This is a genomic window from Thioclava litoralis (assembly GCF_045278885.1).
GTDB classification, from domain to species: Bacteria; Pseudomonadota; Alphaproteobacteria; order Rhodobacterales; family Rhodobacteraceae; genus Thioclava; species Thioclava litoralis.
In genome coordinates this window covers 14,884-33,523 of record NZ_CP135444.1, presented here as the reverse complement: position 1 = coordinate 33,523, position 18,640 = coordinate 14,884, and the positions used below count along the sequence as shown (strand labels likewise).

Here is an 18,640-nt window from a genome sequence, read left to right as displayed (position 1 = left end):
TTGCAACAGGGAGAATGACAATGGCGCAACAGCCAGACAAGATCCCCGCGCCGCCTCGCGTCGCGGAACGCGGTCCCATGCGCGGATTGCATAATGGAATGAGTATCGCGGCCAAGGTTATGGTGGCCGTCTTCGTGCTGTTCACGATCCTCAATCTGAATATGGCGACGGATGTGTTCGGAGCGATCCGTGCATGGGTCGAAAGCGTGCTGCGGTGGTATTATATCGCCACGATCCTCGCGATTCTGGCCGTCGCCCTGTATATCATGTGTTCGCGCTTCGGCGCGATCCGGCTGGGCGATGATGACAGCCGCCCCGAATTCGGCAATTTCTCGTGGTTCGCGATGCTGTTCTCGGCCTCCGTCTCGATCGGGATCATGTTCTTCGGTGTGGCCGAGCCGTTGTTCTATTTCGACAATACGGCCGCTTGGGGCTATCCCAACAATCCCTTTGCCGAGGCCGAGGGCCATCACGCCATGACGCTGGAGCGTGCGCTTGATGCAGTCCGCGTGACCAATTTCCACTGGGGGCTGCATGGCTGGGCGATCTACACGCTGACCGGTCTGGCGCTTGGCTATTTTGCCTATCGTAAGAAGCTGCCGCTGACCTTCCGCTCGGCGCTCTATCCGTTGCTGGGCCAGCGGATCTACGGGCCTTTGGGCCATGCGGTGGACCTGCTGGCGGTGTTTGGCACCGTCTTCGGCATCGCCACCTCGCTGGGGCTGGGGGCCACCCAGATGGTGCAGGGGCTGAACGTGCTGTTTGGCACCTCGACCGGAACCGGCATGCAGATCACGCTGGTGCTGCTGATCTCGGCGGTGGCCACGCTGAGCGCGGTGTCCGGCCTTGGCCGCGGCGTGCGGATCCTGTCGGAGTGGAATATCCTGCTTACTCTGCTGCTGGTGGCGTTTTTCTTCCTTGTCGGCCCCTCGGGCTGGCTGACGGATTTCCTGCTGAATTCGGTCGGGCAATATGTCACCCATTTCATTCCGATGGGATTCTGGACCGCCTCCGAGCCGGGCAATGTCAAATGGCAGGGCGGCTGGACGATCTTCTACTGGGGATGGTGGCTGAGCTGGGCGCCCTTCGTTGGCATGTTCATCGCGCGGATCTCCTATGGCCGCACGATCCGTCAGTTCATGTGTGGCGCGATGCTGGTGCCGACCTTTATCGCGTTTCTCTGGATCGTGATCTTCGGAGGCAACGCGCTCTATCAAGAGCTGACCGCACCGAACGGGGTGGGAACGGCGGGTCTTCTGGAGATGGTCAACAACTGGAATCTCGGCGGCACGCTTTACGCCACGATTGACGGTCTTGCGGGCAATGGCCCCTTGGCATGGGGCGTTTCGGCGCTGGCGACCTTCCTGCTGGCGACATGGTTCATTACCAGCGCCGATAGCGGCACGCTTGTGGTGACCACAATCCTGTCGATGGGCAATCCGCATCCGCCGACCCGCCACCGGATCATCTGGGGCGCGGCGCAGGGCGTGGTTGCGGCGGCCCTTCTGGCGGCAGGCGGCCTTTCGGCGTTGCAGACAGCCGCGATTGCCGCAGCCCTGCCGATCTCGGTGCTGGTGCTGCTGATGGCATTCGGGTTGCTGCGTTCGTTGCATCAGGACCCGAGCGCCCTGCCCGCGCCGCAGGGGGAGGCACCGGATGGGACGGTCTATAATGCCGACCTGAAGGCCTGACCGGAGATCGGCCGGAAACAGACCGGCAGCGCGGACCCTCCCGCGCTGCCGGTGACCTTATTTCGGGCTGGGGAGACGCAGGGTTCCGGCCAGCGCCTCGACCACCTCCGGCCCGATCATATCGGGATGGTGACAGTCGAACTCCATCCGCTCCAGCGTCTGGCAATAGCTGTCCCACAATCCGGCATGATGGCCTTGCGGATCGCCCCCCTGCCCCTGCGCGCCCCCCTGCCCGATCTGGTCCCGTAGCGCCGCCAGATGCAGCGTCGGGCAATGGACCTGCGGTTCGTGATGGTCGCGCACCAAGCGGTTGGTCGCCCGCACCGAGCGCATCACCCCCGCCAGAATGGCGGCGGGAAGCTGGGCCAGCGGGTGCTGACGGGCGGCAAGGAAGCCGGTGACCTCGGCGACCGTTTCCAGATGCCGGTGCGCTTCGGGGTCGAAGCCCGCAATGGCCAGAATGGCCCGCAGGGCGGTGCCGTCATCGGGTTCGGGCTGATCGCGCCAGCAGGCCGAGGGATAGGCATCCATCAGCACCAGCCGTGCCAGCGGCCACCCCCGTCTCTCGGCTTCGGCGGCCATCGCATGGGCAATGATGCCGCCCAAAGACCAGCCCAGCAGATAGACCTTGCCCTCGCGCGGCCACAAAGCGGCGATTTCGTCAAGATAGCTGCGGGCCAGCGCGTTCAGATCGCCTTGCAGCGGGCCGCCGTGTTCCAATAGCGGCGATTGCAGCCCGTAGACCGTGGCTTCGGGCAGGCTTTGCGCCAGCCTGCGATAGCACCATGCCAGACCGCCCGCAGGGTGGATGGCAAAAATGACAGGCCCCGTTGGCGCGCCCTTTTGCAAGCGCAAGACGGGTTTCGTGCCGTGATCTTGCGGCGCGGCGCTCCGGTTTGCGCCCTGATCCAGCACCTCTGCCAGATCGGCCAGAACCGGATGCTCGAGCAACACCCCCAGCCCCGGATCGCGACCGGTTTCCTCTTCGATGCGCAAAGACAGCCGGACCGCCCTGAGCGACTCCCCGCCCGCAAGGAAGAAATCCGTTTTGCGGTCGACCGGCTCGGGCAGCCCCAGAATTTCCGCATACAGCCGCGAGAGCAGGGTTTCGGTGCCTGCGCGGGGCAGTGCCTTGGTCTCGCCTGCCGTCGTCTGCGGTGCGGGAAGGGCCTTGCGGTCCAGCTTGCCACTGCTGTTCAGCGGCAGCGCGGGCAAGGTCAGGATATGGGCCGGTTGCATCATGGCAGGCAGCGCCGTCTCGAAGGCCTTGCGGATATCGGCCGTCGAGGCATCCTCGCGCGGGACCACATAGGCCAGCAGGCGCGCCTGCCCCGTTGCATCCTGATCGACGATCATCGCCACCTGTTTCAGACAGGGCGCCTGCGCCATGCGGGCCTCGATTTCGGCGGGTTCGATACGCACCCCACGGATCTTGATCTGATGGTCGACCCGACCGGCAAAGGTCAGGCTGCCCTGCGCATCGGCGGTGACCAGATCGCCGGTATCATACATGATCGCCGTTCCGGTCGCGGTTTTCGGTGAAAACGGTGCGGCGGGGAACGGGTTGGGCACGAAACGCTCTTTGGTCAGATCGGGGCGGCCCAGATAGCCACGGGCAAGCTGCCCCCCCGCCAGATAGAGCCGCCCTGCCAGCCCGTCGGGCACGGGGCGCTGACAATGGTCAAGCACATAGCAGCCGGTGTTCCAGACCGGATGACCGATCGGGATCTGCGGGCCGTTTTGTGCCGGATCTGCCGGTGCATAGGTGACATCCACAGCCGCTTCTGTCGGGCCATACAGATTGTGCAGCGCCCCCGAGATACGCTGTGCGAACAGGCGGGCCAGACGTGTGGGCAGCGCCTCGCCGCTGGCAAAGACCCGCGCGATTGTCAGCCCTTCAGAGGCAGGGGCCGCCAGAAACAGCTCCAGCATGGAAGGCACGAAATGCAGGGTGGTGATCTTTTCGCGGCGGATGATCCCCGCCAGCGCCACAGGATCGCGATGCGCGCCGGGCGGGGCGACCACAAGGCTGGCCCCGCAGAGGAAGGGCAGGAAAAACTCCCAGACCGAGACATCGAAGGTTGCGGGAGTTTTCTGCAGGATCCGGTCTGCGGGTCCGAAACCATAGGTCTCGCGCATCCATAGCAGGCGGTTCACGATGGCACGGTGCTCGATCATCACACCTTTCGGTGCGCCGGTCGAGCCAGAGGTGAACAGCACATAGGCCAGATCGTCGGGGCCGGCAGGGCGCGGTGTGGTGCCTTTGCCGGGGCCGCCTGTCGTGGTCGGAGAGACTTGTGACAAGTCGATCTGTGGCCAGTCGATCTGTGGATAGTCGCCGCAGGGGTAGCCGTCCTGCGCGATCACCGCCAGAGGCGCGACCTGTGCCAGAATACCGGCGCTGCGCGCGCTTTGGTCCTCGGGGTCGAGCGGCACATAGGCCGCCCCCGCGCGGATCACCGCCAGCAATGCCACGACCAGTTCGACCGAGCGCGGCAGTGCCACGGCGATGATCTGGCCCGGTCCGGCCCCGAGAGCGGCCAGATGCTGCGCCAGAGCCTCGGTGCGGGCATCAAGCTGGCGATAGCTCACCGCCTGATCACCGAAGCGCAGCGCGCAGGCGTCGGGGCTTCGGGCGATCTGCGTGGCGATGAGGTCCCAAAGCGTGGTCTCGGGCAAGGGATGGGCGGTTTGGTTGCGCGCGACCAGATGGGCCTGCGTTTCCTCTGCGGTCAGGGTCGGGACAAGGCGCAACTGCGGCGCAAGGGCGGCACGGGCCAGAAAACAGCCCAGACGCCGTGTCATCGTTTCGGTCTCTTCGGCGCTGTAGCGGGCATCATTGGCATCGATCTGCAGCAAAAGCCCTGTTTCGGGCGTGCCACGATAGCAGATGGTCAGGTCCTCGACCGAGCCCGCCGACAGGATCTGTAGCTGGCTTGTGCAACCGGAGAATGTCGGGCAGGCCTCGAAGGGCAGGATATTGATCAGCGGCCCCCAGAGCCTGCGCCCTGCCCCGATGCGCCCTGCCTCGCGGGCCAGCAATTCGCCGCGATAACGGGGGTTGCGGCGCATCTCCGCCAGAGACCGGCCCACCTCCTGCAGCCAGTCCCCCAGCGGTGCGTCTTCCTGCACGCGCAGGGCAAGCGGCAGGACATTGACCTGTGTCGAGGGCACGCGGGCCAGCTTGCCCATACGGTTTTGCAATGGCAGACCGATCACCACCTCGTCGCTTTCCCCGCGTGAGACCAAGGGCAGATGGCGCCCCAGCCATGCGCCGGCCAGCCCGACCAGAACATCGGTCCAATGCACCCCCGCAATATGCGCGAGCTGCGCCAGATCGGCACAAAGCTCGGCGGAAAGCGGCAGTTCGTGGCGGTGGAACCATGTGCCGTCGCCCTGCCCGCCACGGGCGGCGATGTCTTCGACCTCGGGCAGAAGGCGGATTTTCTCCTGCCAGAAGCGGTGCTGGCTCGCGCGGGCGGGGGAGGCGCGGAAGCGCGCATCTTCCTCGAAGGCGCGTGCAAGTGGCGGCAGCGGCGTGCCTGCGGGCTGCCCTGTGATACGGGCGTTGTAAAGCTGCGCCAGACGCTGGGTGATCTCCACCATCGCGCGGCCATCGGCGGCCAGATGGTGGATGCGCTCGGTCAGGATGTGGTGCTGGGGGGCGATCTGCCACAGGGTGAAACTTGCCAGCGGATCGCGTGCCAGATCCAGCGGGCGGCGGGCCTCGGCCAGAAGGCGCGTCCGGAGGTCCGCTTCGGAGGGGGGCGTGTCGAAGGTGATGTGCTGCAGGCGTGGCGCAAAGGCCGGATCCAGCGATTGCTCGGGTTGTCCCGCGACCTGCCGGAACCGCAGCGACAGGCAGTGCGCCTCCTGCCCCAGTTCGGCCAGCGCCGCCTCAAGCTGGGCGCGATCCAGCGGCCCGTGCAGATGCAGCGCCTGCCCTGTCATGAAGGCGGGGTTATGCGGCATACGCGCTTGCGCATACCAGATCCCCTCCTGCGCCTCGGTCAGCGGCGACCAGAGCTGGACACCGCTATCCTGCGACAGATGGTCTTTCATGGCGCCGCCTCGACGATGGCCCAGAACTCGTTCAGGGTCTCGCATTCATACAGCCGCTCGACGGGCAGATCGGGCTGGGTTTCCTGCCAGAGCAGAAGCAGCCGCATCAGGGCGATGGAATCAAGCCCGAGATCGCCCAGATGGCCCTCGGGGTCGATCTCATTGGCCGGCAGATCCAGAACACCGGCCAGATCATCCAGCATTTGGGCAAAGGTCAGGGTGTCGCGCATGATCAGGCCTCCTGTGCCGCAGCTTCTTCGGCCAGAACACTGGCGCGCAGGCTCTCGCGCAGCTGGCGGCGGCTGATCTTGCCGACGGCGGTGGTGGCAAACCCTGTCACCATGCGGATTTCGTCGGGGATCTTGAAGGCCGCCACATCGCGCGCGCGCAGATGGGCGCGCAGCGCGCTGGCATCGGTGCTCTGACCCTCTTTCGGCTGGATGAAGGCGCAGGCCCGTTCGCCCAGACGCGCATCGGGGATCGATACCACCACCGCGTCGAAGACCGCAGGATGGCTGAGCAGCAGATCCTCGACCTCTTCCGCCGAGATCTTCTCGCCATTGCGGTTGATCTGGTCATTGCTGCGGCCCTGCACCACCAGATGCCCCGACGGTAGACGGATCACCATATCGCCGGTGCGGTAGAACCCGTCTTCGGTGAAGCTGCGCGCATTGGCGGACGGGTCGTCGTGATAGGCGCTGATCGTATAGGGGCCGCGGGTCAGCAGGTTGCCCGGCTGGCCGTCGGGAACCGGATGACCGGCATCGTCCAGCACCAGAACCTCGTCATCGGGGCAGATCGGGCGGCCCTGAGTGCCGATGACCAGCGCGTCACTGTCTTCGGCGCGGGTATAGCAGACCAGACCCTCGGCCATGCCGAAAACCTGTTGCAGGCGACAGCCCAGAACGGGGGTCACGCGGCGCGCGGCCTCGGGCAGGAATTTCGCCCCGCCCACCTGCAGGATTTGCAGGCTGGAGAGATCGGGCTGCAATTTTTCCGCAGCGTCCAGCCACAGCAGGGCCAGCGGCGGCACGAGGCCGGTGATGGTGACGTTTTCCCGCGCGCTCAGCCCGAAGGCGATCTGTGGCAGCGGTGTCGGGCAAAGCACCACCCGCCCGCCGGCATAGAAGGTCCCGAAGGTGCCCGGCGAGGACATGGTGAAGTTATGCGCATTGGGCAGCACGGCCAGATAGACGCTGTTCTCGTCCATCCCGCAAAGCGCGTTACTGCCGCGCAGGGAGTAGATGTAATCGTCATGGGTGCGGGGAATGAGCTTGGGCAGGCCCGTCGAGCCGCCCGAGATCTGCAGGAAGGCCACCGATTGCGGATCGGGGTCGGCGGGAAGGCAGGCGGGATCGCCCTGAATATCCTCAAGCGCCAGTGTGCCCTCGGGGGCGGTGCCGGAAATGATGACATGGTCCAGCCCGTCAAGCTCGGCCTGCACCTCCAGCGCCAGCTGGGCATGGTCGAAACGGTCGATCTTGTCCTGAACCACGATCGCGCGGGCCTGTGACTTTCCGGCCAGATGCTGCACTTCCGCGCGACGATGCGCGGGCAGCGCGTAAACCGGCACCAGCCCTGCGGCAAAGGCACCGAACACGGCTTGGAAAAATTCGGGCACATTCCCCATCTGGATCAGGATACGCTCGCCCGGTTGCAACCCCAGTGCCACAAGCCCCGCCCCGAAGCGCAGCGCGCGCGTGTGCAGTTCGGCATAGCTCCAGTTTTGGGTGCCGGAGGTCAGGCAGATGCGGTCGGGATGGGCCGCGGCGCGCTGGCGCAGCAAGGCCGGGAAGGTTTCTCCGCGCCAATAGCCCTTTTCGCGATAGCTGCGGGCACGGTCGGCGGGCCAGATCTGGGTCGGGTTGGACATGTCACTCTCCGATAAACAGAGGGGCCGCGCAATCCGCAGACGGCTGCGCGGCACAATGTTTTGCTTTGGGGGTTATTTTGCGCTGATGCGGGTCAGACGGTTCGCGGTGGGATCATCCTCGCCACCCGATTTGTTGACGACATAGACATTGCCCGCGCCGTCCTGCGTCAGATGGTTCGGCGTCGAGCCGACATCCAGATTGGCCAGCAGCTCGCCCTCGGGAGAGATCACCGCCACCGCATGCGCGCCGCGCAGGGCCACGAAGATATTGCCGCTTTTCGGCTCGACCACGGCATTCAGCGGGTTCGCGCCAACATTGACCTGTTTGATCAGCGCGCCGGTTTTTCCGTCAAGGATGGAGACCGCATCATTGCCCTGCGCAACGGTATAGACCCTGCTGCCATCGGCGCTGGCGGCCACACCGATCGTGCTGACCGAATGGGGCACTTTCCACGTGGCTTTGACGCTGTCATCTTTCAGGTCGATCACCGCAACCTCATTGCTGCCCAGCGACGAGACGAACAGCTCGTTCGCCTCGGGGGCGAGCGAGAGGCTGGCGGCTGCAAAACGCTGGCCGCGCTGCGAGGACGGGATTTCGATCACCGCCGGTTCCGCATCCAGATGCTTGGCATCGAAGACATAGATCTCGGGGGTGAAGGTCGCGCTGACATAGGCTTTGCCATTGGCCAGCAGAACATCCCGCGGGTGGTCGACGCTGTCTTCGGGGAACTGTTTGATCAGCGACAGGTCCTTGCTGTCATAGACGGCCACGGTGTTCTGGCGGCTGTTGGTCACCCAGACCTGATGGTCCTGCTCGTCCAGACCGATACCGTAAACCGCAAAGACACCGCCTTCACGATCCCCTTTCGAGGGGGCGGCCTGCGGCGTCACGCGGGTGGTGATTTCCATCGATTGCGGGTCGATCTTTGCCAGCTCGCTTTCCTTGACGGGCGGGCGGCCCACGGCGCCGGTCACATAGATCGCGTCCTTGCCAACCGCTACCTGATAGGGGTTGCGCACGATTTCAACGGATTTGAGCGCGTAATTCTCGCTGCCGCTGAAGGGAAGCTGTTTCGAGACTTTCAGATCGAAGACGGTGGCCGAAGGGGTGTCGCCGCCCAGTTCTGCCACCACAGGATAAAGCCCGGCCTTGGCGGTTGCGGGGATCTCGAGCTCGGCCTTCAGATTGCCTTTGTCATCGGCCGCAAAGCTGGCACCATTGCCCAGCACTTCACCTGCCTGACGCAGCGAGACCGGCTGATTGGGGGCAAGGCCCTGTGCCTCGATCTCGGCTTTGCTTCCGGCAAAGATCGGCGAACGGTTCGCGCCCTGCGCCGAGATGCGGCCCTCATACCCGCCGGGGGTGGTGAAGGGGTCGGCCAGTGCGATGCTGCTCCACACAAGAAGCAATGCCGTTGCGGCAGCCCCGACAGCCTGACCTTTGGCCGAGACCGGAGACCGGAGAAGAGAGTGTGTCATGTTGCGCCCTTTCAGGTGTGCAAGTTCTGATGGATGACCCTCTGGCTTCGGAATTCTCCGTGGCGTTTGTCGTCCCCGATGTCGGGGCGAACCGGGCCAGGGCGGCCCGTTTACGTCTCTGCTCCGGCATTTACCGGAGAAGAAACCTATTCTGCAACCCCCACTGTCTTATAGAGGGAGGCGACGAAGCTCTGGCCGTGGCTGAGGCCCGGAAACTGGGTGAATTGGCCGGGGATACCGGCGGCGCGTGCGGTGCTCACAAGATCCTCCAGCGCATGTTCGGGCAAGGCCCCGCGCATTTTCACGAAAGCTTCCGTCTGTTTCGTGCCCGGATCGGTGGCTTTGGCGCGTTCGGCGCTGCCGATATGGATGTCGAGCGGGCGGCGCGACCAGCGGCCCGCGCGCATCTGTGCCTCGAAGGCGGGGCCGATGCGCGCCTCGTCCCACCACAGGGCGGGGCTGGCCGAGGTGAAGGCCACGAAGGGGCTGTCGGGCTGGCTTGCGGCGTAAAGGACGAAGAGCCCGCCATAGCTATGGCCCCATAATGTGCGCTCCTGCGGGTCGACAGGCGCGAAGCTTTCGGCGCGCGGGATGATCTGTGTGCCCAGCAAATGCAGGAAACTGTCGGCATGCCCCGCCGAGGTGCCGGTGCGCGGGTCCTTGATGGCAAGGCCTTTCGGGTCCGGCGGCGTGTAGTCGCGGGCGCGGGCCGCCGTCGCGAAACGCTGCGGGGTCTGATAGCCCACCGTGACGATGATCCGCTGTGCGGCCTGCGGGATTTTGGCCAGAATCGCGTCGGTCAGCCGTTCCATCACGGCCTGCCCATCCAGCATGTAAAGGATCGGCCAGCCCTTGGCCGGTGCCGGCCCTTTCGGCACCAGCACGCCGATTCGGTAATCCGGATTGGCCGCCCCTTCCTCGGGGGCGGGTGCGGCGGGCGCTGGCAAGGTGAAGCTGTAGACATCGCGGACTGCCGATCCGGTATCCAGTTGCGACGGGGGCAGCGGCTTGGTCGAGGGCTGCGCGCGTAGCGGAACGGCAAGGGCCAGAGTGAGAATGCTGCCCATGACCATCTCCCGACGATACATCATTCGTTGATCTCCTGTTCCAGCACCGTCAGAAGCGGCGCTTTCTGTCGCCATGCGGCATACCAGCGATCGACCGCCGCGCCAAACCAGTCGCGATCAACATTTCGAACATCCACCCCTGCCTGCCGGAGTTCGGCCAGATTGTCGGCATCGATCCGGGCATAGGCGGCATTCATCTGGGCCAGTTCGCGTTCCATGATTGCGGTGATACGGGTCTGGTCTTCGGGCGAGATCTTGGCCCAGCTGCGCTGCGAGGCGACGGCAAGCATCGGGAAGATCATATGGTTGGAATTCAGCACAACCTTGGCATTACGCCAGTATCCGGCGGTCCATGTGCCTTCATGGTCGATCTGCATGCCATCGATCTGGCCATTGGCGAAGGCGTCATAAAGCGCGGGCAGCGGCATCGGTGTCGGGGCGGCACCGAGTTCTGACCAGAACGCCATCTCGGGGGCCAGTGGCACGGTACGGATGCGTTTGCCCCGCAGATCGTCACGGGTCTCGATGGGGCCGGACATCACGATCTGGCGCATTCCCGCCATGCCCCAGCCCAAGCCCTTCAGGCCGAAGCCATCCAGCCGGTCCAGAAGCGTATGCGCCACACCGCCTTGCAGGATCTGGGCGGCCTCCTGCGTGTTGCTGACCAGATATGGGGCGTAGAACACGCCATAATCGGGATCGCGATTGGCGAATTCGCCACCGGTCAGAAAGGCGAAATCCACCGCTCCGGTCTGCACCTGCTGCAAGATCCGCGCCTCGTTGCCCAGCTGGCCCGAGGGCATGACCATGATCTGCACGCGCCCTTCGGTGCCTTGCGCGATTTCTTGGCTGATCTCTTGCGCGGTTTTGGTCCATTGATGGGTGGGCGGGGTGATCAGCCCCAGACGGAAAGGCTGGGCGCAAACGGCCAGCGGGATCGAAAGGGCAATGGCGGCCAGAGCGAGACTGCGGAACATGGAAAGGGGTCTCCGTGGTGGGTCACTGGAAAAACGAGGGAATGGCCAGCGCGAAGCGCGGCCAGAGGGTCAGCAGCGCCAGCACCGCCAGCGCGGCGGCCAGAAACGGGCGTAGCACGCGGATCAGCGCGGCGGTGGGCAGGTTGTTTTGCAACGCGGCCGTATACAGCCCGACCCCGACCGGCGGCGTCATCAGGCCGATGGTCAGGTTGAAACAGGCCACCAGACCGAAATGTATGGCGTCGATATGGTAATGGTCCACCGCGACAGGCAGCAGCACCGGCACTGTCAGGATCAATGCGGGAAGCGGATCGCAGATCATTCCCAACCCCAGCAGCAGCAGGTTGACCAGCAGCAGGAAAACCAGCGGATTGTCGGACAGGGTCCACAGGAAGTGTGCCACCAGCGCGGGCAGGTTCTCGAAGGCGATGATCCATGCATAAAGGCTGGCCGCCGCGATCAGAAACAGGATCGCGCCGCTCATTTTGGCGCTGACCAGAAGCGCCTGCCAGATCCGCCCGAATGTAAGCGTGCGGTACAGCGCGGCCCCGACCAGAAGGGTCAGCGCGATGGCGGCCACACCGGCCTCGACCGGTGTGGCAAAGCCCAGCATGATCGCCGCGATCATCCCCGCCGGAATCACGATGGCGGGTAAGGCCTCCAGCAGGGCCTCGCGAAACCCCGCCCGAGCCGCCGAGGGCGCGGGGGCTGCGGCAACCGGAGGCGTCGGAAACGCGCCGCGCCGCGCCATGCGGTCGATCACAAGCGCAAAGACCGCCGCCAGCAGAACTCCGGGCGCGATCCCTGCCAGAAACAGGTCGCCCACGGGGACCTGCGCGATCACGCCGTAGACGATCAGCAGCATGGAGGGCGGAATGATCGGGGCCAGCAGCGCCCCTGCTGCCGTCAGGCCCGTGGCCACATCGCGGGGATAGCCTGCCCGTTCCATTTGCGGGACCGCAAGGCGCGACATCAGCGTGATCTGCGCCGCCGTAGAGCCCAACACCGCCGCCAGAAGCGCATTGGCAATCAGGCTGGCCTGTGCCAACCCGCCACGCAGTCCGCGTGTCAATAGCGAGGCCAGCGCATAAAGGCGCGCCGCCGCTCCGCTGGCATTCAGCAACTCCCCCAGAAAGATGAAGACCGGCAGGGCCAGCAGGCCATAGTTTTCCATGCCCTGAAAGAATTGCTGCGGCAGGCTGAGCAGCAACACCCCATTGCCCGCCAGCAGGATTTGCGCCACGGCCCCCGCAATCATGGCAAAAGCCACCGGAAGCCCCAGCAGCAACAGAACGATGAAAATGGCAAGGCTCAGCATGGGGCCGCTCTTTGTACGGGGGCCACCAGACGGATCAGCGCATGGTAAAGCGCGCCCAGACTGGCCGGAACCAGCGGCAGCCAGATCCAGATTTTCAGGATGCCCAGTGTCATCACCGGTTCGGTATAGGTGTAATTTCCGGTCGTCATGGCCAGTTGCATGGCCCCGCCTGCCCCGATCAGGCCCAGCGGATCAAGCCAGAGCCACAGCGTCAGCACGAAACCCGCCAGCATCACCGCGCAGACCGCATCGATCAGGCGTATCAGGAGATGCGGCAGATGCGGCAGCAGAAGGTCGACCCGCATATGCCCGCCCTGCGCCAGATTGGCCGAGATCGAGAAAAGCGCCCCCCAGACCATCAGGCTGATGGCCAGATCATCGCTGAAAACGAAGGGATGGCCAAGGCTTCGGGCCACTGTTCCCGCGCCCATCATCAGCACCACAGCTGCAAGGCAGGCCGCACTCAGAGCCATTTCGGCCTTTGCCAGAAGCGGATCGAACCGCAGCAGCGTATCGCGTAGTTTCAGCAAGATCATTGGTTTGGTCGTGGTTGGGGGACGGGATGCGGAAGGCAGACACAGCCTCCCTTCCGCCTGTCCGGATCAGAAGGTTTTTGTCAGGCCCACATAGAAGGCGCGGCCTGCCTCGTTATAGGTGTTGGCCCCGTCGCCCGAACGCAGGATCGACTTGTCGAAGACGTTGGTCACGCCGCCCGACACATTCGCGCCGTTCTCGAATTCGTAGCTCAGCCCGAGATTGACGATGGTATAGGAACCCAGATCGGTCGTATCGCTGGCCTCGTAGCCCGTCACGCCCGAATAGCTGGTGGCTTTCGTTTTGCCGTAATGGGTCAGCGAGGGGGTCACGGTAAAGCGGTCGGTCACAGCCCAGTTCAGCGATGCGTTGATCGTGTATTTCGGCACCAGCGACAGCGGTACCTCGATATCGATGGCATCATAGCTGGTGCCGCTGGTGGTGGTGCCACCGTCGATATGCAGCTTCTGCTTCGACGAGATCATATAGGTGCCGTTGACCGACAGCGACAGGTTCTGCGCCAGCGGTGCCGCGAAGCTGCCTTCAAGGCCGGAGACTTCCGCATCGGGAATATTGGTCCATTGATACAGGCGTGCATCCGTCCACGCACCATTACGATAAATGCTGACGGTGCCCACCTGATCGGTGCCCGCCTGAATCTTGTCTTTATAGAAGTTGTGGAAATAGGTCAGCGTGCCGTTGATCTGGTTGGCCCCGCTATAGGCGACGCCGATCTCGGTATTGATCGAATGTTCCGGGTCCAGATCCGAATTGCCGATCACATAGCACGGGCCGTTCCGGTAATAGGGATAGGGGCAGCCGTTGCCGCTGGTGGAATAGACATAGCTATCCGACAACTGGTAGAGCGTCGGGGATTTGAACGCCCGCGCCACGCCACCTTTCAGGGTCCATTCGGAGGACAGCGCATAGGATGCGTTCAGCCCGCCCGAGATATTGATCCCGAACGTATCGGCATAATCCACCCGCAGACCGGGGGTCAGGGTCAGGGCTTCGTTCCACTGGATATTGTCTTCCAGATAGAGGCCCAGTGTCGTCTGCTCGGTCACCGGATCGGCATTGGCGGTATCGATCGCGCCGTCCTCGGTGGTGAGGCTCGAGAAGGAGCTGTAATCGCTCAGGTCCAGCCGTTCCCAGCGCATCTCCGCCCCCAGCGTGATGGCGGACGGGCGGCCCAGAACGTAATGGTCGATATAGGCTTCGCTCTTGGCCGCGACCGCATCCAGAATGGCGGTATCCCATGTATCGGTTGCGTTGATCGTGCCTTCGCTGCTGCCTGCCGTGCCCTCGCTCAGGCGACGGTTCTTGGTGTGCTCGTACTGGAGGTAGTTCATGGTGCGACCCCAGTTGTAATCCCCGTGATGGGTCACACCGAAGGTGCTGCGCTCCATTGTATTGGTTTCGGCCCCCTCATCGGCCAGCGCGTCCACCGTGCTGTCACCGGTCGAGGTCACCCGCCCGCCCAATTGGGTGTCACCGGCATATTCGTTGCTCTGGTGCGAATAGCCCAGATCGAAGTCGAATTTATCGGTATCGGTCGGGGCCCAGCTCAGACGCAGCGTGGCATCCTTGTTGACCACCCCTTCCATCCCCGCATCATAGCTGCAGGTTTCCTCGCCGGTGGTCGAGTCGGTCTCGCAGGTGCCGACGCTCGCATTGATGCTCGCATCATCGCCTTCGGATTTGTTGTAATTGCCGGAGAAGCGGAATGACAGCGTATCCGAGATCCGCTTGGCCCAGAGCATGTTATAGCGCTGGGTCGCACCCTCGAGGCTGCTTTCGGGCATGTCATATTTGAAGCCGAGCTGGACCAGATCATGGTCGGGCTGCTTGGTGATGATGTTCACCACACCGCCCGCAGCCCCCGAGCCATAGCGCGCCGCTGCCGGTCCGCGAATGACTTCGATCCGTTCGATCATCTCTGCCGGAACCCAGTTGGTGTCACCGCGCGTGTCCCGCTCGCCCGAGCGGCCCATTTTGACCGAGGTCCGCGACAGCACCGGCTTGCCGTCGATGAGGATCAGCACGTTTTCCGGACCCATGCCACGGATGTCGATCTGGCGCTGGTTGCCGCGCTGCCCTGTCGAGGACGTGCCCGACATATTGACGCCCGGCATCTTGCGGATGATTTCCGCGACGTCATTGACCACGGGCTGCTTTTCCAGATCCTCGGCGGTGATGGTCGATGAACCCAACGCCTGTTTGATCTGCTCTTCAGCGGTCACGATGATTTCGTCGAGCTGGAGTACCTCGCCGGTATCCGTTGATTGCGCCAAAGCGGGGAGCGCCCCGCTTGTCAGGATGAGAGACATGGCCGCGCCACAGGCGAGGCGTGCGTGAAGTGTCATTCGGAAAGCCCTTCTGAGTTTGCAATTCGGCTGGCGAAGGGCTGGCCTGTGAGGAATGGCCCCTCCTCTGCACCGGTTGCTGCAAAAGAGAAGGCATGTGGCTGGGAAGGCGTAAAACAGCATCCTATGCATGACGAAATGCGCATAATCAGCTTGCTTTTCAGGGGGGTATGGAATGCTCCCCCTTTGCCTCCATGATAGCAGGCCGGTTCCTTCCCGACAGGCGAGTCTGGTGGAACAGGCTGGAAAATCGCGGTGGCTGGGGTGGGGATTCGTTACCCCCATCTTGGCTCTTATGGCGCAGTAACGATTTATCACAGATTATTTCAAGTGCGTCAGCTCACAGGGTATCACGAAAATACGCACAATCTTTTGAAGGGCGCGTGTCTGCTGCCGGATGGCCCCAAACGGGCGATCTGTTGCCGGTTCTCGCCAGGTCAGGGCGAAGCCGCGGCGGGTTTCCCGCTGAGAATTTGCCTTATAATATCACGAAAACATGAGGTTATCCGGTTTTCCTCGCGCGCGGTTACCGTGCTCCCGACCTCGCGCGAATATTGACTGATAATTTTTGTCGGGTTATCTGGGGCGAAACGGCACCCAACCTCCCGTCAGGCACCCGTTCACCCCCCGCTGCATCCTTGCAGCTTCAACCGGATGGATATGGCCTTGGAACATCAAAGAATTGATATGAACGATGCGCTTCTTGCACAGGGGGTGCCGCTGGTGCTGGGCGATGTGACGGGGCAGATCGATACCGCGTGGCAAGGTACGATTGCGGCATTTGCAAAAAACGGGGTGCCGCAGTCCAAAGGGCGCTGTGCGGGCGTCTTTCCTTTCACCCCGACCGATCCCGGATGGCTTTATGCGCTGGCACCGGCAGAACGGCCGCCTGCCGTCACCGCACAAGTTCCTTCCCCGCCGCAGGCACAGTCTGGCGCCTGGCAGTTTTCCCCCGCGCCCGAGGTTTACGGGGCTGCCGTCGAGCATGCGGTGGAACAGCTTCGCTCCTATGAGACACCGCTGCAAAAGGTGGTTCTGGCCCGCGCGCTTGATTATCGTACCGCCGCGCCTGTGGACCCGATGGCGGTCGCGCGCCGTCTCGGGCAGGACCCGCATGTGACCAGCTATGCCCTGCCCGTGCCGCAGATCCGCTCTGGCAAAACCGCCGATGCGCAAGGCGATATGCGCTGGCTGGTCGGGGCCACTCCTGAATTGCTGCTGGATAAGAAAGGGGCGGCGGTCATGTCGCATCCGCTGGCAGGCTCAGCGCCCCGCAGCGCCGATCCGGTCGAAGACCGCCACCGTGCCGAGGCCCTACTGGTCTCGACCAAGGATCTGGCCGAGCACCGCTATGTGGTCGAATATATTCACGATATTCTTGCCCCCTATTGCCACAACCTGACCAGGCCCCAGACCCCTGCGTTGCAAAAGACGGCCAGCATGTGGCATCTTGGCACGCGGATCAGCGGTGTGCTGCGCGATGCCGACCTGCCCTGTCTTGCCCTTCTGGGCAAGCTGCACCCGACCCCTGCAGTGGCAGGCACGCCGCTGCGTCCCGCGCTGGATCTGATCTCCAGACTGGAACCCGAGCCGCGCGGCTTCTACGCAGGGACGGTGGGCTGGCTTGAGAACGAGCGCGACGGCACATGGTATGTCACGTTGCGCTGCGCGATGATCGAGGGGTGCATGGCGCGTCTGCATGCGGGCGCAGGCATCGTGCCCGACAGTACCGCCGCCGCCGAAATCGCTGAAACACAGGCCAAATTCATCGCGATGAGCGATGCGCTTGGCATTGACCTCACGCATTAAGGATTGACCTTATGAGCCTTCCGGGAATTCCCGATTACCCGCTTCCCCGCAGCTTGCCGCAGACCCGCGCGCCCTTCACGCTTGACCCTGCGCGGGCGGCCTTGCTGATTCATGATATGCAGGCCTATTTCTGCGCCGCCTATGGCGAGGGGGCATTGACGCGCCCGACCTCGGCGCTGTCGCAGGCGGTCGAGGCGATTGGCCGCCTTGCGCAGGCGGCGCGGCGGGCGGGCGTGCCAGTCTTCTACACCGCCCAGAAGGGCAACCAGTTCCGCCCCGACCGTGGCTTGCAGGCCGATCTCTGGGGGGCGGGTATGAAGGCACAGCCCGAACATGAAGAGATCATCGCCCCACTGGCCCCGCAAGAGGGCGATATCACTCTGGTCAAGCACCGCTATAGCGCCTTCCAGAGATCCAACCTTGCGCCGCTGATGCGTGCGCGCGGTCGTGACCAGTTGCTGATCACCGGGATCTACGCGCATATCGGCTGTCTGGCGACGGCAACCGAGGCCTTCCAGCGCGATATCGAACCGTTCTTTGTGGCCGATGCTCTGGCCGATTTCTCCGAGGACTGGCATCGCCGCGCGCTGGACTGGGTGGCTGATTGCTCGGGCGTGCCGGTTCTGGCGCAGGATATGGTCGCGACGCTGGAGGGGCAGGCATGAAACTGACAGGGTTCGAGGGGGCGGTGGCTCTGGTCACCGGCGCGGCAGGCGGTATCGGTCTGGCTTTGGTGCGGGCTTTGTCGGAGGCTGGCACGCAGGTCGTGGCGACCGACCATCCCGATGTGATCGCACGCGCGCCGCAGATGACGGGTGTGACATGGCACGGGCTGGATGTCTGCGATGCGCAGGCGGTCGAGGCGCGGGTGCAGGCGACGATCCGCGATCTTGGCCCGATCCGCTTTGGGGTGCATGCCGCAGGTATTCTGGCCGAGGGCCCGCTTTTGAGCACCAGCGCCGCGCAGTGGCGGCGGGTGATCGAGGTCAATCTGGACGGGGCGTTCCATGTGACCACGGCATTGGGGCGGCATATGGTGGACAATGGCGGCGGGAGCCTTGTTGTGATCGGCTCGAATTCCGCCGATATTCCACGGCTCAATATGGGCAGCTACCCTGCCAGCAAGGCGGGATTGCATATGTTCGTGCGTTGCCTCGGGCTAGAGCTTGCGCCCGCCGGTGTGCGTTGCAACATCGTGGCACCGGGGTCGACGCTTACGCCGATGCAGACCGGCATGTGGGCGGGGCCGGACGGCGCGGAACGGGTGATTGCCGGAAATCTTGCGCTGCATAAAACCGGCATCCCCTTGGGCAAGCTGGCTGTGCCGGAAGATATTGCCGCCGCCGCGATGTTCCTGCTGTCCGATCAAGCGGGGCATGTGACAATGGCCGATCTTTATGTCGATGGCGGCGCGACCCTGAAGGCCTGAGGCAGATTTGGATCAACGGAGGGGAGGAGCGGCGG

Annotated in this window: 13 protein-coding genes; 4 read left to right on the top strand and 9 right to left on the bottom strand. The window is 63.8% G+C overall.

Annotated elements, in window-relative coordinates:
- The first annotated feature begins 20 nt into the window (after nt 1-20).
- Nucleotides 21-1,691: a BCCT family transporter gene (locus tag RPE78_RS13845; protein WP_330647103.1), complete on the top strand. Its 1,671-nt coding sequence runs from the start codon at nt 21-23 to the stop codon at nt 1,689-1,691.
- Between the two features lie 57 nt (nt 1,692-1,748).
- Here the strand turns inward: RPE78_RS13845 and RPE78_RS13840 are convergent, their stop codons facing one another.
- The 9 genes from RPE78_RS13840 to RPE78_RS13800 form a co-directional block, all read right to left on the bottom strand.
- Entirely contained in the window at nt 1,749-5,753 is a 4,005-nt protein-coding gene (locus tag RPE78_RS13840; RefSeq protein WP_330647102.1) for an amino acid adenylation domain-containing protein, read from the bottom strand.
- Nucleotides 5,750-5,983: an acyl carrier protein gene (locus RPE78_RS13835; protein ID WP_330647101.1), complete on the bottom strand. Its 234-nt coding sequence runs from the start codon at nt 5,981-5,983 to the stop codon at nt 5,750-5,752. Before RPE78_RS13835 ends, RPE78_RS13840 begins: the two co-directional genes overlap by 4 nt.
- Nucleotides 5,984-5,985: 2 nt before the next feature.
- Nucleotides 5,986-7,626: an AMP-binding protein gene (locus RPE78_RS13830; protein WP_330647100.1), complete on the bottom strand. Its 1,641-nt coding sequence runs from the start codon at nt 7,624-7,626 to the stop codon at nt 5,986-5,988.
- A gap of 72 nt (nt 7,627-7,698) precedes the next feature.
- Nucleotides 7,699-9,105: an ATP-binding protein gene (locus RPE78_RS13825; protein ID WP_330647099.1), complete on the bottom strand. Its 1,407-nt coding sequence runs from the start codon at nt 9,103-9,105 to the stop codon at nt 7,699-7,701.
- 146 nt (nt 9,106-9,251) lie between these two features.
- Nucleotides 9,252-10,196, bottom strand: a complete 945-nt coding sequence (locus RPE78_RS13820; protein ID WP_330647098.1) for an alpha/beta hydrolase-fold protein — start codon at nt 10,194-10,196, stop codon at nt 9,252-9,254.
- Complete coding sequence (locus RPE78_RS13815) at nt 10,193-11,149, bottom strand: TRAP transporter substrate-binding protein (RefSeq protein ID WP_330647097.1); 957 nt, start codon at nt 11,147-11,149, stop codon at nt 10,193-10,195. The genes RPE78_RS13820 and RPE78_RS13815 overlap by 4 nt, the downstream gene beginning before the upstream one ends.
- Nucleotides 11,150-11,171: 22 nt before the next feature.
- Nucleotides 11,172-12,467, bottom strand: coding sequence for a TRAP transporter large permease (locus RPE78_RS13810; protein WP_330647096.1), 1,296 nt, complete (start codon nt 12,465-12,467; stop codon nt 11,172-11,174).
- Nucleotides 12,461-13,003, bottom strand: a complete 543-nt coding sequence (locus RPE78_RS13805) for a TRAP transporter small permease subunit (protein ID WP_330647095.1) — start codon at nt 13,001-13,003, stop codon at nt 12,461-12,463. The genes RPE78_RS13810 and RPE78_RS13805 overlap by 7 nt, the downstream gene beginning before the upstream one ends.
- A 66-nt stretch (nt 13,004-13,069) precedes the next feature.
- The gene (locus RPE78_RS13800) at nt 13,070-15,367 is read right to left on the bottom strand and encodes a FepA family TonB-dependent siderophore receptor (protein WP_330647094.1); all 2,298 of its coding nucleotides are present in this window, start codon (nt 15,365-15,367) and stop codon (nt 13,070-13,072) included.
- Between the two features lie 687 nt (nt 15,368-16,054).
- Here RPE78_RS13800 and RPE78_RS13795 point away from each other — a divergent pair.
- Genes RPE78_RS13795 through RPE78_RS13785 form a run of 3 tightly spaced genes read left to right on the top strand, consistent with a single transcriptional unit; the run spans nt 16,055 to nt 18,605 of the window.
- On the top strand, nt 16,055-17,176 hold the full coding sequence (locus RPE78_RS13795; protein WP_330647093.1) for an isochorismate synthase: 1,122 nt from the start codon (nt 16,055-16,057) through the stop codon (nt 17,174-17,176).
- An 11-nt stretch (nt 17,177-17,187) separates the two neighbouring features.
- The gene (locus RPE78_RS13790; RefSeq protein ID WP_330647092.1) at nt 17,188-17,841 is read left to right on the top strand and encodes an isochorismatase family protein; all 654 of its coding nucleotides are present in this window, start codon (nt 17,188-17,190) and stop codon (nt 17,839-17,841) included.
- Nucleotides 17,838-18,605 (top strand): SDR family oxidoreductase, encoded by a 768-nt coding sequence (locus RPE78_RS13785; protein ID WP_330647091.1) that lies wholly within the window; start codon nt 17,838-17,840, stop codon nt 18,603-18,605. The genes RPE78_RS13790 and RPE78_RS13785 overlap by 4 nt, the downstream gene beginning before the upstream one ends.
- The last annotated feature ends 35 nt before the right edge of the window (nt 18,606-18,640 follow it).

Coding starts and splice junctions, on each gene's coding strand:
- RPE78_RS13835 (WP_330647101.1), bottom strand. CDS start 5,983: ATGCGCGACACCCTGACCTTTGCCCAAATGCTGGATGATCTGGCCGGT.
- RPE78_RS13830 (WP_330647100.1), bottom strand. CDS start 7,626: ATGTCCAACCCGACCCAGATCTGGCCCGCCGACCGTGCCCGCAGCTAT.
- RPE78_RS13790 (WP_330647092.1), top strand. CDS start 17,188: ATGAGCCTTCCGGGAATTCCCGATTACCCGCTTCCCCGCAGCTTGCCG.
- RPE78_RS13810 (WP_330647096.1), bottom strand. CDS start 12,467: ATGCTGAGCCTTGCCATTTTCATCGTTCTGTTGCTGCTGGGGCTTCCG.
- RPE78_RS13825 (WP_330647099.1), bottom strand. CDS start 9,105: ATGACACACTCTCTTCTCCGGTCTCCGGTCTCGGCCAAAGGTCAGGCT.
- RPE78_RS13840 (WP_330647102.1), bottom strand. CDS start 5,753: ATGAAAGACCATCTGTCGCAGGATAGCGGTGTCCAGCTCTGGTCGCCG.
- RPE78_RS13785 (WP_330647091.1), top strand. CDS start 17,838: ATGAAACTGACAGGGTTCGAGGGGGCGGTGGCTCTGGTCACCGGCGCG.
- RPE78_RS13820 (WP_330647098.1), bottom strand. CDS start 10,196: ATGATGTATCGTCGGGAGATGGTCATGGGCAGCATTCTCACTCTGGCC.
- RPE78_RS13805 (WP_330647095.1), bottom strand. CDS start 13,003: ATGATCTTGCTGAAACTACGCGATACGCTGCTGCGGTTCGATCCGCTT.
- RPE78_RS13845 (WP_330647103.1), top strand. CDS start 21: ATGGCGCAACAGCCAGACAAGATCCCCGCGCCGCCTCGCGTCGCGGAA.
- RPE78_RS13800 (WP_330647094.1), bottom strand. CDS start 15,367: ATGACACTTCACGCACGCCTCGCCTGTGGCGCGGCCATGTCTCTCATC.
- RPE78_RS13815 (WP_330647097.1), bottom strand. CDS start 11,149: ATGTTCCGCAGTCTCGCTCTGGCCGCCATTGCCCTTTCGATCCCGCTG.
- RPE78_RS13795 (WP_330647093.1), top strand. CDS start 16,055: ATGAACGATGCGCTTCTTGCACAGGGGGTGCCGCTGGTGCTGGGCGAT.